This window comes from Candidatus Ichthyocystis sparus, from assembly GCF_900078745.1.
Taxonomy (GTDB): Bacteria; Pseudomonadota; Gammaproteobacteria; order Burkholderiales; family 2013Ark19i; genus Ichthyocystis; species Ichthyocystis sparus.
Window position 1 is genome coordinate 12,677 of sequence record NZ_FKII01000051.1, and the last position, 16,823, is coordinate 29,499.

5 protein-coding genes and 1 pseudogene are annotated in these 16,823 nt (G+C 38.0%); all 6 read left to right on the top strand.

The features are described 5' to 3' along the window. The first annotated feature begins 651 nt into the window (after positions 1 to 651). A complete protein-coding gene (locus A6733_RS05135; RefSeq protein WP_092411384.1) occupies positions 652 to 5,031 on the top strand; it encodes a hypothetical protein in 4,380 nt (1,459 codons plus the stop codon). A 394-nt stretch (positions 5,032 to 5,425) separates the two neighbouring features. Next, the gene (locus tag A6733_RS09660) at positions 5,426 to 5,557 is read left to right on the top strand and encodes a hypothetical protein (protein ID WP_278183847.1); all 132 of its coding nucleotides are present in this window, start codon (positions 5,426 to 5,428) and stop codon (positions 5,555 to 5,557) included. A 131-nt stretch (positions 5,558 to 5,688) separates the two neighbouring features. Continuing rightward, positions 5,689 to 5,871 (top strand): hypothetical protein, encoded by a 183-nt coding sequence (locus A6733_RS05140; RefSeq protein ID WP_141663028.1) that lies wholly within the window; start codon positions 5,689 to 5,691, stop codon positions 5,869 to 5,871. An 859-nt stretch (positions 5,872 to 6,730) separates the two neighbouring features. Then, a complete protein-coding gene (locus A6733_RS05145; protein ID WP_092460564.1) occupies positions 6,731 to 10,993 on the top strand; it encodes a hypothetical protein in 4,263 nt (1,420 codons plus the stop codon). A gap of 1,319 nt (positions 10,994 to 12,312) precedes the next feature. Next, a complete protein-coding gene (locus A6733_RS08335; RefSeq protein ID WP_141663345.1) occupies positions 12,313 to 15,348 on the top strand; it encodes a hypothetical protein in 3,036 nt (1,011 codons plus the stop codon). Positions 15,349 to 16,595: 1,247 nt separating this feature from the next. Next, a pseudogene (locus tag A6733_RS05155) lies at positions 16,596 to 16,823 on the top strand (MlaA family lipoprotein); the annotation flags it as partial.

Here is a 16,823-nt window from a genome sequence, read left to right on the forward strand (position 1 = left end):
ATATATGACAAGTATCTTGAATCAGTGTTTATCTTTCTTTATTAGCGTAACCTGAATTTACGGATGATATTTTAAAATGCTCGTACGAATGTTATTCTTGTATACTATATATATGTTATACATAAGTTTTATTATATGTACTTGGCCCGCTTACGTGCCTTATTTGTGTTGCCTATTATTAACTGTCATATACTATTCTATTTGTATATATCTATATTATTTAAATTTGTCTTGTTATTTATTAACATATAATATTTGTTGATGTTTGCTACCGAGCGTGTTGTTATCATTAATGTACATTTAGTTGAATAATGACCAATTAATGCACTATATACTAATACTTCACTTATACAATTAATTGTTATTTATTGGATGTAAATTTTTGCTATTTTTAAATTATACACGAACTACTGTAGCTGATGAGTAATGTCATTCGTCTTTGTACGTGAGAACTACTACTTCCAGGGATGTGAGTGTTATTTTATGAATTGAAGTGCTAGAGTAATAATGTACTGCTTTGTCTATCGGTGTCGTTGTGTGGCTGTGCTTATTCATCTCCTGTAATGTTGGTGTGTGAGTTGGTGGTATGATGTTAGAGTAATAAATATGAGCAATAAGCAGAGATTATAGACAATAAGCAGAGAGGTTGTTATGTGTCACGTATCTATAACCAGTGCTGCTGCTTCTAGTGGTGTTCCAGAGAGTGTGAATGATAGCGATAGTAATAAAGACAGCATTTTACAAAGTAATACTTTGGGCTGTGATTTGCAGCAAGTTGAGGTTTCTCCCGTTATTGCTTCAGCTACCATTGTAGGTAAGGAGGTTGGTGCTGAGGGCAAAGATTGTACCACAAAATTTGATACTGCTGCCGCTGTTTCTTCTTCAGCTTTTACTGCTGATCATGATATTTTTAATTTACTGGGTGTTATGGTACTTCCTGAGAGCGCTCGAATAATTAAAGGTCTCTTTTTTAAAGTTAATGTATTTGCTGAACGCATTTACAAGTGCATGGTAAGTAAACAACTTCCATTAGACATGAGTGACAAGCTTCCATCGGTTGGGCAGGCTATTTGGTACGAGACTTATAAGGTAATGTATGAGGCTAGTTTTGTATCCAGGTGCCTTGGTGAGTACCATGCTAAGTATCGCCCCAATTTTGTACGTGCTCTTCCTAGTATTAAAGTATTGTCAAATTCTTCTGGCAGGGATGTAGTCGCATTAACTGGAGATAGGTTACTAGGTTTTTTATCGAAACTAGATTGTGTTATCCGTAGTAATGTGGAGTCTATTTTTAACTTTGATTGGAGTAAAGTTTCTACTACTTTGGAAGAGATGGTTTTGAGTTCTGTTAGTTGTAAAGATTTTATTGATGTACTCGACATTACTGGTATTCCTGCAGTAGCATCATCGTCAGCAGTAGTAGCTTTAAGAACACATACAAGTAGTAAAGGTGCAGATAGGTGTACATCGTCAGGGTCCAATCCTCAATTAACACTTTTGTCCAACACTGGGTTGACACTTCGTACTCGTTATCAATCTAAGTCACAGTTAGTATCTTCATTGCCATCAGGCGAGGCTTTTGGTACACCTTATGAATTGACTCTGTTACCGTCTGTTGGAGGTTCTGGTGGTGGATTTTCTCCTGATTCTATTGCACCCAAGAGAGACACGAGTAGCAGTAGAGTTTATGTTTCTACCCATACTGAGACAGGAGTTATTCATGATACCGTTGGGATATCATCTGTTTCCACTGAGGTGAATGTCTTATCCTCTTCTGTAATGTCAGCTTCTTCCTCTTGTGTTTCATCATCTGTTCAATGTGTTGATCTGCTGGGTGTTAAGTTACATCCTGATAGTGCTGAACTAATTTATAAGCTCTTTTTTGACCTTCGTAAATCTGTCAAAAGATCTTTCTCGGGTTCAATACTCAATTACCTCTTAACGGTTGTGAGTAGTGAACTTTCAACGGTTGGTCGGGCTATTTGGTGCAAAACCTATAAAGAGCTGCATCTATCTAGATTTATGTCTAAGTCTCTTTGTGTATATCACTTCAAGTATCGTCCTGATTTTATACGTGCTCTTGCTGATATTCGAATATTATCAAGCTCCCCCGATCGTATGCTAGTTCCATTAAGTGGAGGTATTTTACTGGATTTTTTATCGAAACTAGATTGCGCTGTTTGTGAGATAGTGGAGTCTATATTTAACTCGGAGTGGGATAGAGTAGCTGATAGAGTTTTTTCTGAGCTAGAAGATGGGTCATTGGGTACTGTTAGTTGTGAAGATTTTATTAGTGTCATCAATACCGTTGGTGTTCCTTTGGTGGCATTTTCAATTTCCCAAAGACGTGCGATAAGTAAAAGCAAGACATCAGGAAGTAGTAGTAAATGTGCGGTTGAGGCTACGGAATCGAGAAGTAGCATCATTGATTTTACTCGTTCTTTGATTACTTCCCTTCCACAACTTAAGTTTCAACTTGAATTATCTCCTCAATTGCATCATAGATCTGAATTAGCGGATGTTGCTGGCCCGCCTTACAAATTCATTCGATCACCTTTTGTTGGAGAATCTGATACAGCTACAGCTCCTTTTTTTCCTGTGGAAAGTGCTGTTTCTTCTTCAGCTTGTACTATTGATACTGATGTTTTTGATGTACTTGGTGTTAGATTACTTCCTGAGAGCGCTAGAATAATTGATAATCTATTTCTTGAAACCAATGCACTTGCTAGACGTATTTACAAAGGTATGGTAAGCAAACAACTGCCACCATACATTAGTGACAAACTCTCAGTGACTGGACGAGCTATTTGGTACGGTACCTACAGGATGCTATGCGAAGCTAATTTTGTATCCAGGTGCCTCGGTGAGTACCATGCCAAGTACCGCCCCGATTTTATACGTGCTCTTCCTAGTATTCAAGTATTATCTAATTCTTCTGGCAGTGATGTAGTGACATTAACTGGAGATAGGTTGCTGAGTTTTTTATCGAAATTAGATTCTGCTGTTCATGATACAGTGGAGCGTATTTTTAACTCTGATTGGAGTGAAATAGTTGACAAAACTTTTACTTCCCTAAAAGAAGGATCCTTGTATGCTGTTAATTGTAAAGATTTTATCGATGTCCTCAGAATTGCCGATATTCCTGCAGTAGCATTATCAGTAACGGTGGGCCCCACGACACGTACAAAGAGTAAAGTTATGGGTAAGTGCACATCATCGGTAATTTCTGATACGCTTACAGTAGAAGGACACACGAGTAGCAGTAGTGTTTTTATTTCTACCCATGCTGAGACAGGGAGTATTAGTGCTGCTGTTGGGATACCACCTATTTCTTCTGAGGCGAATACTACACTTTTTTCGATTCCTTCCTCTTGTGTCTCATCATCTGTTCAATGTGTTGATTTGCTGGGTGTTAAGTTACATCCTGGTAGTGCTGAACTAGTTTATAAGCTCTTTTCTGATCTTCGTAAGTCTGTCAAAAAATCTTTCTCGAGTTCGATACTCAATTACCTCTTGGCGGCTGTGAGTAGTGAAATTTCGACTGTTGGTCGGGCTATTTGGTGCAAAAATTATAGAGAGCTTCATCTATATAGCTTTATTTCTAAGTGTCTTTGTGTGTATCATTCCAAGTATCGTCCTAATTTTATAAGTGTTCTTTCTGATATTAGAGTATTATCAAGTTCCGCTGATAGCAGGCTAGTGCCATTAAGTGGAGGTGATTTACTGGGTTTTTTATCGAGACTAGATCGTGCTATTTGTGAGATAGTGGAGTCTATATTTAACTCTGAGTGGGATAGAGTAGCTGATAGAGTTTTTTCTGAGCTAGAAGATGGGTCATTGAGTACTGTTGGTTGTGAAGATTTTATTAGTGTCCTCGATACCGTTGGTATTCCTCTAGTGGCGTTTTCAATTTCCCAAAGACGTACCTTAAAAAGACAAAGACGCGCGATAGGTAAAAACAAGACATCAGAAAGTAATAGTAAGTGTGCGTTTGAGGGTATGGGTCCGGGAAGTAGTGTTATTGGTTCTACTCGTTCTTTGGGTACCTCTCTTTCACAATTTCAGTCTCAGCCTGAATTATATCCTCAGCCTCGATTTGAATCTTCCTTGCCCATTATTACTGAGTCTGTTGCTGTATCAACTGTTTCTGGCGAATCTTCTTCTACTATTAGAGAGGACGTTTTGGTCTCAACTGTGGACGTTGTTGCTTCTGCTTTGAGAGTTCTAGAAGATGCATTACCGTTACCTTTATCCTCGTTTTCCACTGCGTCTTTACCTGTATCCTTATCTTCACCCCTGTCTTTACCTTTATCTGAATTGGGAGTAGATACCGATATTTTCTCTTCTTCGCCGGTTAGGTTGACTGCAGTTGCCGATGTTCCTGCATTTAAGGGGGCAGGAGATGAGTCACCTTCCCCTCCTTCCTCACCTTCGATTTCACCCGCATCTTCGTCTTCATATTTATCTTCATCCCCATCCGAATCAGGATTAGATGCAGATGTTTCCTCTTCATCTCCAGAGTCACCTGTATTGACCAGAGAAGTCGTTGGATTAGCTACGGAAGATACTGTTTCTGAGTTGATGGCTTTAGGTGAATCACATTCTGCGCATTCATGTGAACAGCTAATAGTGCCAACCACCGCCTCTTCTTTTGTTTCTACTGCTGCTATCGGAGAATCTTCCGCTGCAGCTAGTAATAGTTCTTTTAGTTATTTTCGCGGACCTAAAAAATTATTTATTATGCGTGAATTAGATAAGGGGACTTTTGAGGTACCTACGAGTGGTGGTGCCGCTGCTGGACCTTCTTCTGCACTTGTAGATGTTGGTAGTTCACTAATGGCTGCTACTGGTACTGCTGCTAAGGAGGAGGATATGGGAGTGAGATTGACGGTGTCGCTGAATCGATGGCTTCCACCCTCATCTGCCAATGAGTTAAGTGGGGCTATGAGAGGTGGTAGAGGTAGGTCGTTTTCCTCTCATCATGATGGTGCTCAGAGAGGAAAGGGGCGCAAAAGAAAAAGGGAGAGTTAATAGATCTAATATCACCTATGTAATAAAAAGCATTATTGATTAATCATAAAATCTGTATACAAGAAGATGTAATAAATATTAATTTTACCTAAAATAAATAATTTCTAAATTCTAACGTCCTCTATATCAAAGCTAAATAAGCTACACAATTATAGCTTAGATATTTATTTTATTGCATTTATAATACATAGATTTATTGATTGCATGGATTAATTTTTGCCAATGTTATGCAGAAACTTTATATTGTTGTTCTTTTGTAATCAAATGTACTGATTGATTTTTTCTTAAGGCATGTTATTGACTATTTTTTGTGCAATTGATTAAAATACATTTCTTGATGATGTTAAGCAATAAGTGTTCTCTTCATGACTTCTTTATTTATTAATATGTTTCTGTGTTAACTGTTTCTGGCGAGTCTTCTTCTATTGTTACTAATGAGGGTGTTTTAGTATCGACTGACTACGATGCTGTTTCTGTATTAGATGGTGGATCACCTCCTGTTACTTCACCTAAGTCATTTGAGTAGCTAGTAGCGCCAACCACTGTCTCTTCTTCTGTTGTTGCTGCTGCTACTGAGGATTTTACACGATAGCTAGTAGTAGTTCTTCTAGTTATTTTTATGGATATAAGAAATTAATTATTATGGGTAAATTAGGTATGAGTCCTTTGGAATTGCCTACGAGTAGTGGTGCTGTTGCTGGATTTTTCTCTTCTGCGTTTGTTGGTGTTAGTAGTATTTCACTGCTAGCTACTTCTACCTCTACAGATTATTATGATGTTGGAGCTATACTAGCGGCATTGCTGAATCGGGGGGCTATGATCTTCACCTTCGCCTGTTGATGAATCAGTGGGGCCATGAGAGGTGAGGTTTCTTCTTCATATCAGGTTAGTCCTAGGAGAGGAAGTGGTCGTAAAGGGCAAAGCGTAGTTAATTGTGAGAATTAATCTTGATTCTTGCCATTACGTAATTTTATGCGTTTGTTGTGGGAAGGTGATTATTTATATGCCGCGTTTAGAGCGGTTCCTTATTTTTTGGGGCTAATGATTAATGTTGTATGCTTATATTGATATAAAGATGCATGTACTACATGTAATGTGGGTCAGTATGTATTTTTTTTATTGAATTTGATAAAATCTATATTTTAGTTATTGCAGATAATATTTTAAAACATTCATACGAGTGTTTGGTCTTGTATATGATGGATTGTTTTTTGTTTTACGTAAGTTTTAGTGTATGTACTTGGATTCATTATTCGTATTAATTATTGATTAATTGCTATGTATTATTCTATTTATACTTGCCTATATATTATTTAACATAAAAATAAAATTTGCTGGAGTTTACTAACAAGCTGATTGTTACCTATTTTTATTGGTTGTGCATTTTTGACCCAGTAAACTTAATAAGTTGTATATTAATACTTTATTTATACAAATTAATTTATTATTTATTTGCTTGGTTTTTAAGTTATATACAAGCTACTGTAGATGGTGAGAGGTGTTTTTGGCATTTGTCTTTGTACGTGTAAATTACTACTTTTGGTGATATGAGTATTTAGATGCAAGGGTAATAATGTACGACTCTGTCTATCATGGTGTTATATTCTTTTTGTCGAGTGACTGTACCTTCTTATCTCCTGTAATGTTGATGTGTGAATTGATACTATGATGTTAGAATAATAAAATATAAACAATAGACATGGAGGTTATTATTTATCCTGTACCTGTAACCAGTGCTTCTGCTTATAGTGATGTCCTAGATGTTGAGGATGATAGTGATAGTAATAAAGAGGACACTGTACAGAGTGGTATTTATGGCAGTGGCTTGCAGCAAATTGAGTCTCCTACTGACTCAGCTATTACTACTTCAACTACCACTGCTGCTGTGTTTAATGCTGGTTCTGATGTTTTACTAGGTGTTAAGTTACATCCTGATAGTGCTCAAATAATTAATGATCTCTTTTTTAAAGTCAATGCATTCTCTAGACGTATTTACAAGAGTATGGTAAGCACGCAACTTCCTCCAGACGTGAGCGACAAACTTACGGTCACTGGACGAGCTATTTGGTACGGTACTTATAGAGTAATGTGTGAAGCTAGTTTTGTGTACAGCTGTCTTAGTGAGTACCATGTTAGTCACCGTCCTGATTTTATACATGCCCTTCCTAGCATTAAAGTGTTACCGAGTTCTTCTGACTGTGATGTAGTGCCATTAACCGGAGATAGGTTGCTAGATTTTTTATCGAGACTAGATTGTGCTGTCCGTAGTAAGGTGGAGTCTGTTTTTAAATCTGATTGGAATGAAGTAGTTGATACGGTTCATGCTGCTCTAGAAGAGGAGTCCTTGAATGCGGTTGGCTGTAAAGATTTTATCGATGTTCTCAACATTGCCGAAGTTCCTGTATTAGCATTATCGGTAATGCTAGCAGGCACTGCAACACGGGAAAGAAGACGTGAAAGAAATAAAGTTACGGGCAAATGTACACCAGCAGGAATTAGTGTTACAGGTCTTACGCATTCTTTATCTTCTGCTTCTCAATCATTACCATCTCAGTCCAATCCTGGATTGTCACTTAATATGCATTCTCAATCTGAGGTACAAGTAGAATCTTCGTTGCCGTTAGGTGATGCTTCTAGTACACCTTCCGAATTTACTCCGATGTCTTCTGTTGTAGATTATGTTGCTGGATCTTCTTCTGATTCAATTTCTACCCCTTCCTCTTGTGTTTCATTATCTGTTCAATGTTTTGATTTGCCAGGTGTTAAGTTACATCAAGATAGTGCCAAAATAATTTGTAAACTCTTTTCTGACATTCGTGGATCTGCCAGAAGGTCTTCCTCGAAATCGATGCTTAGTTACATCTTAGAGATTTTGAATGGTGAACTTACGGCGATTGGTAAAGCTATTTGGTTCAAAACTTATAAGGAACTTCATATATCTAGATTTGTGTCTAGGTCCCTTTGTATGTACCATTCCAAGTACCGTCCCGATTTTATACGTTCTCTTCCTGATATTCGGGTATTATCAAGTTCCTTTGATCATAGGTTAGTGCCATTAAGTGGTGTTAATTTACTAGATTTTTTATCGAAACTAGATTGTGCTGTTCTTAAAGCAGTGGAGTCTGTATTTAACTTGGAGTGGGATAGAGTAGCTGGTTTGGTTTTTTCTGAACTGGAAGATGGATTATTGAGTGATGTTAGTTGTGAAGATTTTATCGATGTACTCGATACCGTTGGTATTCCTGTAGTAGCATTTTCATTTGCCCAAAGACGTGCGGTAGGCAGTGTATCTACGGCTGATACTGCTACTATAGATAAGGTGGTGAGTACTAAGAAGGATAGAGGTAAGTCTTTTGCCCAAAAATCTGCTATTGCTACTTCTGCTGTTTTTTCTTCAGCCTTTACTGTTGATTCGGATGTTTTGAGTTCACTGGGTGTTATGTTATCTTCTGAGAGTGCTCTGATAATTGAAGATCTCTTTTTTAAAGTCAATGCATTCTCTAGACGTATTTACAAGAATATGGTAAGCAAACAACTACCATCAATCGTGAATGACAAACTTACGATTACCGGACGGTCTATTTGGTACTGGACCTATAGGGTAATGTGTGAAGATAGTTTTTTATTCAGGTGCCTTGGTGAGTATCATGCTAAGCATCACCCTGATTTTATACGTGCTCTTCATAGTATTAAAGTATTATCAGATTCTCCTGATCGTAATGTGTTGCCGCTAGTTGGGGATAGATTGCTAGATTTTTTATCGAGACTAGATTGCGCTATCCGTAGTAAGGTGAAGTCTGTTTTTAACTCTTGTTGGAGTAAAGTTTCTGTTTCTCTGGAAGACGGGGCTTTGAATGCTGTCAGTTGTAAAGATTTTATTAATGTTCTAGATATTGCCGGTATTCCTCGAGTAGCATTATCGGTAATGATAGCAGCTATACCAAGTGCAAAAAGTAGAGGTTGTGCAAAAAGTAAAGGCATTGATAAGTGTACAGCATTAGGAGTTGGTGTTACGGATCTTACGCATTCCGCCCCTTTAAGTATTCAATCATCGCCATCTCAGTCTCGTCCTGAATTGTTACCTGATACGAATTACCAATCTGAGTCACAGTTAGGATCTTCATTGCCATTAGTTGATGCTCCCAGTACATCTTCCAAATTAACCATGCTATCTTCTATTGAAGATTTTGATGGTGGATCTTCTTCTGATCCAATTGCAGCAGAAATACAAACTGATAGCGGTGATGTTTCTGTTCAATGTGTTGATTTGTTGGGTGTTAAGTTACATCCTGATAGTGCTGAACTAATTTATAAGCTCTTTTCTGACATTCGTAGATCTGCCAGAATGTCTTTCTCGCATTCGATGCTTAATTACATCTTAACTACTGTGAATAGTAAACTTTCGTCTGTTGGTAAAGCTATTTGGTGCAAAATATATAAGGAACTGCATCTATCTAGATTTATGTATAGGTCCATTTGTATGTATCATGCTAAGTATCGTCCTAACTTTATACGTGCTCTTGATAGTGTTCGAGTATTATCAAGTTCCTCTGATTGCAAGCTAGTGCCATTAAGTGGGGGTGAGTTACTAGGTTTTCTATCGAGACTAGATTGTGCTATTCGTGAGGTAGTGGAGTCTATATTTAATTCACGGTGGGATGATGAAGTAACTGATAAAGTTTTTGCCATACTAGAAGATGGATCATTGAGTACCGCTAGTTGTGAAGATTTTATTAGAGTCATCGATGTTGCTGGTATTCCTGTGGTAGCATTTTCAATTTCTCAAAGAGATGATCAGAGACGTACTCAAAGACGTAAGATGAGTAAGGGTAGGATATCAGGAAGTAGAAGTAAATATTCGGTTGATGGCACGGAGTCAGGAAGTAGTACTATTGATGTTGCTCATTCTTCGGTTATCTCTTCTCCACAACTTGAGCCTGAGTTATCATATCAACCTGAACCTGAATTATTATCTGAATCTGAATCATTACCTAAGTCGCATACTCAGTCTGAGACACAGTTAGGATCTTTGTTGTTGCTAGAGGAGGATTCTGATCTGTCTCATTCTAAATTTGTTAAATTGCTTCTTTATAGAGGCCAACCTAGTAGTGAATCTACTGTTGGTACCGACTCTACTGTTGTAGCATCACCTGGAGGTACTGGACCTTTTTTGCCACCTATTACTGAGTTTGTTGCTGTGTCAACTGCTGTTGAAGAATCTTCTTCGACTACTATTGGCGGGGATGTTTTAGTCTCGACTGTAGACGGTGCTGTTTCTACGTTAGGAGTTTTAGTAGATGAATCATCTTCACCTTTACCTTCTATTTTACCCGCACCTTTATCTTCATCTCCAACTGAATCAGGATTAGATGCCGATGTTTCCTCTTTCTCTCCAGAGTCACCTGTATTGACTAGAGAAGCTAGGCTAACTAAGGAAGGTACTGTTTCTGCGTCGGGAGTTTTGGCAGGAGAATCACCTCCTGTATCTTCAGATGAGCGGCTAATAATGTCAGCCATTCCCCCTTCTTCTGTTTCTTCCGCTGCTATTGAAGAATCTTCCACGACAGTTAGTAGTAGTTCCTTTAGTTATTTTCGCGGACCCAAGAAATCATTTATTATGGGTAAATTAGGTATAGGGCCTTTTGTGGTGCCTACGAGTAGTAGGGCCGCTGCTGGACCTTCTTCCTCTGTGTCTATGAGTAGTAATGTTGCTGCTTCTCCTTTATCTTCTGCGTCCGTTAAGGTTAGTAGTGTTCCACTAGTAGCTGCCAATAGAGCAGTTGCTGAGGAGGAGGATGTGGGAGCGAGATTGGCAGCATTGCTGAATCGAGGTCTACCTTCTTCACCGCCACCTGCTGGTGAATCAAGTGGGTTTATAAGAGGCGGTAGAGATGGGGTGTCTTCTTCATATCAGGGTAGTGCTAGGAGGGGAAGTGGGCGTAAAAGGAAAAGGCGTAGCTAATTGTGAGGATTGATCTTACTTCTTGCTATTAGCATTACATGATTTTATGAATTTGTTGTGCGCAGAAGTTTATTTTTGTATGATAGAGCTTCTTCCTTGCATTTCCTCTAAGCTTGGATAAGGCTGTGTTTTGTTTTTTTATATTCATTCCATCCATTCAGATTTTAAGGGTGATTTTTTGGGGCCTTCCTACCTTCTTATTACAACAAATATTACAATCTTTAGTGAATACCATACTTAGTTAATAATTTAATTTTTTTATATTAATGTGTTGATTCGTACTTTATCGTGTTCATAGTTTGTGCACTATTAATTACTGTTACTACTTTTTGATGGATAACTTAGTTACTTTAAAACATTAAGTTTTTTTTATGTGTTTTCGTGTACCCAGAGTGTGATTATATGTAAATATAATGCAATCCAAAAAGTAAGAAGGCTGTTTTTTGTTATGGAGATACTAATACTATTTACTGTAGATTAATTAAGTATATATCTAAATTTGTATGCGATAACCTATAATAGATATTTATGTTACACCGTGATACACGGTTGTTAAGTTTATACAATAATTTAATTTTTGGTGTTGCATGGTATGTGTAGTGGGTCTGGGTCTGTTTTTTATTATTTAATTTGTGAAATATATGAAGTAGGAGTATAAGTTATTTTTTTAAGAATTGCTGATGATACTGATTAAACTGGTTAATATATTTAAAATATTCATAAGCGTGCCGGTTTTTTGTACTGTAGATGTATTTCATGTAAGTATTTATCCATACGTGCGTGTTTTACTTGTATTGATATTAATTATTGGTTAACTGTTTTGTATTGTTCTATTTATATTTATCGCCTATATTGCCTGTCAATTGTGCGCTACTGAGTGTATTTTACTAGTACACTCCTATCTGTTAAGTTTAGTAATGATCAGTTAATATGTTGTATCTTCACAGTAGCGTAGTAGTATTAATACTTAATTTATACAATTAATGGTTATTGTATGTAAATGTTTTTTCTTTATTAAATAATGTTCAAGCTACCGCAGTTGATGGGTGGTATATTTTTTTCTCTGCCTTTATGTGTGGTGGCTGGCTATTGCTTCTGCGAATTGAGGTGCAATGGCTATAATATAATATGTGACTCTGCCTATTCGTGGTGTTGTACATGTTTTGTCGAGTTACTGTACCTACTCTCTTGTGTAATTTTGGTATGTGAATTTATGATAATATGCCAGGATGATCAGTAAGTAATCAGTAAGTAGTAAATTAATTGATAAGAGAAGAATAAGATAGGAATGATAATAAAAATATAAGCGAGAGGTTGTTATGTATCCTGTATCTGGTGGTGCTGCTCCTAGTGGTCCCTCGGAAGGCGGGGATGATGGTGAAGGTGGCGCTGCGCAAAGTGGTGCTTCTGTGGGTGGTTTGCAGCAAGTTGAGGCTCCTCCTGCCACCGATTCAGCTGCTACTGCGGGTAAGGAAGTAAGTGCTAGGGGCAAAGGCAAAGCTCCTGCCAAAAAGCCTGCCGCTGTTTCTTCTTCAGCTACCGCTACTTTAACTACTGCTAAAGAAGGAGGGGGTGCTAAAAGGGCTAGGGGTAAGGCTTCTGCCAAAAAGCTTGCTTCCTTTAATGTTGACACTGTTGTTCTTAATTCACTGGGTGTTAAGTTACATCCAGATAATGTTGGAGCTATTAATGTTCTCTTTTATGATGCTAGTGTACTCACTGCACGTGTTTACGGGAGGGTAATAGGAAAACAACTCCCGCCAGAAGTGCGTGATAAACTGTCGGTTACTGGGCGAGCTATTTGGCAACGTACTTACAGGATGCTGTGTGAAGTTGATTTTTCATATAAATGCTTCCGTGAGTACCATGCTAAGCACAGACCTGGTTTTATACGTTCTCTTCCTACTGTTAAAGTATTATCTAATTCTTCTGAAAGTGATGTGGGGATAATATTAAGTGGGGATGAGTTGCTGAATTTTTTATCTAAACTAGATTCTGCTATTCTTGGCACGATGGTTAGTTTTTTTAACTCTCGTTGGAATGAAGCAACTGGTAAAATTCTCGGTCCTCTAGAAGGTAAATCCTTGAGTGATGTTAGTTGTGTAGATTTTACCAATGTCTTAGATATTGCTGGTGTTCCACCAATGACAATGTCTTCAGTACGGCATTTAAAAATACATGTAAGTACTGAAAAGTATAAGAAGTATAATAAGGTATTCTCAGGAGAAGTTGATGTCGTAGATCTTACGCATTCTTCACCTCCCAGTCCTCAGTCATTACCATCTCAGTCTGAGTCACAGTTAGGATCTTCATTGCCATCAGAAGATGGTTCTGGTGCACCTTCTGGACCTACTCATTCTGAAGCAGTAGTTGTTCATGGTAATGTTGGGGGAATACAGCCTATTAAATGTGTTGATTTGCTGGGTGTTAAATTACATCCTGCTAGTGCTAAACTAGTTTATAAGCTATTTTCTGATCTCCGTGAAGCTTCCAGAACCTCTTATTCGAGGTCTATAGTTAATTACCTCTTGGAAGCTGTAGGTAATAGTAAACTTTCCGTGGTTGGGCGAGCTATTTGGTGCAAGATGTATAGAGAACTGCACCTGTATAGTTTTGTATCTAGGTGTCTTTCTGTTTATCATTACAAGTACCGTCCTGATTTTGTACGTGCACTTTCTAGTATTCAGGTATTATCAGTCTCCTCTGATAAGCTAGTGCAATTAAGTGGAGCTGGTTTGTCAGATTTTTTATCGAAACTAGATTGTGCTATTCGTGAGGAAGTGGAGTCTATATTTAACACGGAGTGGGATGGGGTAGCTAATAGAGTTTTTGCTGAACTGGAAGATGAATCATTGGATGATATTTGTTGTGAGGATGTTATTAATGTCCTTAATGTTACTGGTATTCCCGTAGCGGCACTTTCAGCTTTCCAAAGATGTACGGTAGATCGAAGAAATGCATTAGAAAATAGTAGTAGAGTTACAAATGAGGGTGAGGCTTCAGGAAGCGGTGTCGCAGTTCTTGTGCATTCTTCTTCCAGTCCGCAACCTCAGCCTGAATCTGAATTACCCCCCCAACCTGAACCAGAATTACCCCCTCAATCTGAACCTGAATTACCCCCTCAACCTGAACCAGAATCACTGTCTCAACCTGAGCCTGGACTATCATCTGAATCTGAATCATTACCTAAGTCGCATACTCAATCTGAGACACAGTCAGGATCTTTGCTGTTGCTAGAGGAGGATTCTGATCGGCCTTATTCTAAATTTGTTAAATTGCTTCTTTATAGAGGCCAGCCTAGTAGTGCATCCACTGTTGGTACTGACTCTGCTGTTGTAGCATCACCTGGAGGTACTGGACCTTTTTTGCCACCTATTACTGAGTTTGTTGCTGTATCAACTGCTGTTGAAGAATCTTCTTCGACTACTATTGGCGGGGATGTTTTAGTCTCGATCGCGGAAGGTGTTGTTTCTGTTGAAGATGAATTATCTGCTGAACCTTCATCTTCTTTTTCGCCTTTGCCTGTACCTATATCTGATCTGGTAGTAGCCTCTGATATCTCCCCTCCTTTGTCACCACCAGCTAAAGGGTTGGTTGTAGCTAATGTTGTTTCTGCGTCTATGGGGGCAGAGGATGATTCACTTTCTCCTCCCTCTTCACCTTCGATTGAACCTTTATCTTCATCTTCATCTTCGGTTGAATTTTCATCTTTATCTTCATCTTTATCTTCATCTCCATCTGCGTCAGGATTAGATGCAGATGTTTCCTCTTCCTCTTCCTCTTCAGAGTTGCTTGTATTGACTAGAGAAGCTGAGCTAACTACGGAAGGTACTGTTTCTGCGTTGGGAGTTTTGGCAGGAGAATCACCTCCTGTATCTTCAGATGAGCGGCTAATAATGTCAGCCACTGCCACTTCTTCTGTTTCTTCCGCTGCTATTGAAGAATCTTCCACGACAGTTAGTAGTAGTTCCTTTAGTTATTTTCGCGGACCCAAGAAATCATTTATTATGGGTAAATTAGGTACGGGGCCTTCTGTGGTACCTACGAGTAGTAGAGCCGCTGCTGGACCTTCTTCCTCTGTTTCTATGAGTAGTAATATTGCTGCCGCTCCTTTATCTTCTGTGTCTATGGAGGTTAGTAGTGTTTCACTAGTAGCTGCCAATAGAGCAGCTGCTGAGGAAGAGGATGTGGGAGCAAGATTGGCAGCATTTCTGAATCGAGGGCTGCCACCTTCACCACCTCCTGCTGGTGAATCAAGTGGGTCCATAAGAGGTGGTAGAGATGGGGCGTCTTCTTCATCATATCAAGGTAGTGCTAGGAGGGGAAGTGGGCGTAAAAGGAAAAGGCGTAGTTAATTGTAAGAATTGATCTTACTACTTGCTATTAGTATTACATGCATTTTATGCATTTGTTGTGCGCAGAAGTTTATTTTTATACGATAGAGCTTCTTCCTTGCATTTCCTCTAAGCTTGTATAAAGGCTGTGTTTTGTTTTTTTATGTTTATTCATCTATTCAGGTTTTATGGGTGATTTTTTTGAGGCCTGCCTACCTTATTATTCAACAAATATTACAATCTTTAGTGAATACCATACTTAGTTAATAATTTAATTTTTTTATATTAATGTGTTGATTCGTACTTCATATTGTTCATAGTTTGTGCACTATTAATTACTGCTACTACTTTTTGATGGATAACTTAGTGACGTTAAAACATTAAGTTTTTTTATGTGTTTTCGTGTACCCAGAGTGTGATTATACGTAAATAATAACGTAATCCAAAAATCTGATTTTTTCATCTCAGCATTACGACCTTATAACACAGAGTACATTGAATCAATTAGCGCCTAGTAGTATTAGCGTATACAGCTATAATGGAGAATCATAGTTCCGATAGTTAACTGTTAAACTTGTAAAGCTGTTTTTTTGTAAATACTAATACTATCTACTGTAGATTAATTAAATATATCTAGATTTGTATGCGATAACCTATGCTAGATATTTATGTTACACATGATACACGATTGTTGAGTTTAGATTGTTAAGTTTATACAGTAATTTAATTTTTGTATCAAATAAGGTGTTGCATGTTATGTGCAGTGGGTCTGTATTTGTTTTCCATTATTGAATTGATGAAATACGTGGAGTGGGAGTATAAGTTATTTTTTTAAGTATTGCTGATACTGATTAAACTGGTTAACATATTTAAAATATTCATAAGCGTGTCGGTTTTTTGTACTGTAGATGTGTTTCATGTAAGTTTTATGCATATGTGTGTGGCTTGCTTAAGTTGATATTAATTATTGGTTAACTGTTTTGTGTTGTTCTATTTATATTTATCTCCTATAGTTGATGGGTGGTATATTTTATTTCTTTGCCTTTATGTGGTGTGTCTGGCTATCGCTTCTGTGAATTGAGGCACAATGCGACTCTGCCTATTTGTGGTGTTGTACGTGTTTTGTAGAGTTATTGTGCCTACTTCTCTTGTGTAATTTTGGTATGTGAATTTATGTTAGTATGATAAGTAAGCAAATTAATGTAAATTAATTGATAAGAAAAGAATAAGATAGAAATGATAATAAAAATATAAGCAGAGAGGTTGTTATGTATCCTGTATCTGGTGGTGCTGCTCCTAGTGGACCCTCGGAGGGTGGGGATGGTGGTGGTGAAGGTGGCGCTGCGCAAAGTGGTGCTTCTGTGGGTGGTTTGCAGCAAGTTGAGGCTCCTTCTGCCACCGATTCAGCTATACCTGCTTCAGCTACTGCTGCTGTGTGTAAGAGAGTAAGTGCTAAGGGCAAGGCCCCTGCCAAAAGACCTGTCGCTGTTTCTTCT